Here is a 1,942-nt window from a genome sequence, read left to right as displayed (position 1 = left end):
AATGCTATCTTCATAGGTGATGGCAACAAGATAGAAACCCTTACAAATAAAGGAACTATAGAAGCAGGCAACAATGGTATAACTTTTTATGCATTTGATACAAATAAAAAGCCCGTTAATATTGGTAAAATCACTATAGAAAAAGGTGGTGTTATTAAAGCAGGCAATGATGCAATCCATATAGATGGAAGTAAAAATGGTATTGAGGGTGAAGGCATTGAAGTTAAAGCAGGGGGTAGATTAGAAGGTGGTAATGCAGGTATTTATATAGGTGGCGGTAAGCAAGTAAATACTAGCATCAATGTATCTGGAACTATCCAAGGTGGTAATGGGGGTATTATAAATACTGGAACCATTGGAAAAGAAGGACAAGAAAAACAAGAATACGGAATCACTATTGAAAATGAAGGTCTTATTGCTTCTGCAAAAGGAAGTGGTATTTTAAATACTGACAATGGAATTATTTATGGTAATATCTTCAATAGAAGTAATAATAATTTAAGTTTAAAAAATGATTCTGATGCGACTATTACAAGTGGTATTAAAAATGAAGGTGGTGGAACCATCTTTGTTAATAACCAAGGAACCATAGATAAAGATAATAGTGGCAATCATTTAACTAATAGCGGATCTGGTAGCATAGTCATAGAAGATTGGCTTGTTACTACAGATAAAGATACAGGTAAATTAGACACTATAATTGTAGGTGGAAATGGAAATGTAAGTGCTGATAAAATCACTATAGATGAGGGTAATCTCGATCTAGGACAACTTGATAATATAAACAATATCATCTCAGGTGTTAATCAAGGCAATATTGGCAATATAGGAACCAATGGAGGTGGAGAAATATCTTTAAGCTTTGATCCAATAACAGGAAAGCTTACTACAGATTTTAATCTTAATGCTTCCATATCAGGTGCAACCTTTAGATCTTTAATCTCTACTACTTCAAGAAGATCTACCTTTATAGACAATGTTATGGGTAATTCTATGCAAAGCTTTGCTTTAGCTTCTTCAAGTAAGTCTCAAAGCATTGCTATGTCTGAAAAGGGTAATTTATATGCGGATGCAAGTGATTATATAAAGAGTGATTTAAATAATGGAAGCTATGGTTCTAATAAAGAACATTCTTTATTCATCCTTCCTTATGCTTCTTCACAGAATGTTGAACTTTCTTTAAATGAAGAAAGTAAAGGACACACTAAAGGAACCATTATAGGTTATTCTACTTTAAAAGACAGTGGAATATATGGTGTGTATGCAGGTTATGAAGATACAAAAATGGGTTCAACTTATTTTGATATTAATAATAGAACCTATTATGCAGGTTTAAAATACTTTAATACCTTATTTACTACAGAAAAAGGTCAAGAAGTTTATATCAAAGCTCAAGGTAAAGCTGCTTTGATTAAAAATGATTTAACTAAAAAAATAGGAAATAATGAAGCTAAAGCTGAACCTAATTCTTATGCTTATGGAGTCAATACAGCCTTAGGTATGAATTTTATTAAAGATAAAGATATATTCTCCCCTGAAATAGGTCTTGCTTATGAAGGAGGCTATACTGAAGCTTTTTCTATGAAAGATACTATAGGACAAGCAACAGTTAAAGGTGGAGAAAGAACCTATGCAAACTATTTAAATCTTTTCTCTACTAAAACAAGCTTTACTTGGTTTAGAGATTGGTTGCCTAATTTAAAAACTTCAGTAGAACTTGGAGCTAAGTTTAATATCAATCCTAAAACACAAGCTGAGGCTAGATTTGGAAGTGTAAAAGTAAGTGATGAGTTTTATTTACCAAGAATACAAAAATTTGTAAGTACTTCTTTTATCGTTCCTGTTAATGAAGCTTTCTATTTTAGTTTAAACTATAATGGAATGTTTGATAAAGATGGCAATACCCATACAGGATTTGCTCAGTTTAATTATCTTTGGTAAT

At 31.7% G+C, this 1,942-nt stretch carries 1 protein-coding gene; it reads left to right on the top strand.

The genetic code is table 11. From position 1 onward, the window contains the following. A partial coding sequence (locus AJ886_RS03795; protein WP_261662477.1) for an autotransporter outer membrane beta-barrel domain-containing protein occupies window positions 1–1,941 on the top strand: 1,941 nt, incomplete at its 5' end. Window position 1,942: the final 1 nt, after the last annotated feature.

Origin of the sequence: Campylobacter sp. BCW_6465 (assembly GCF_001762815.1) — a bacterium.
GTDB lineage: Bacteria > Campylobacterota > Campylobacteria > Campylobacterales > Campylobacteraceae > Campylobacter_D > Campylobacter_D jejuni.
This window is presented reverse-complemented; position numbering and strand designations above follow the sequence as displayed.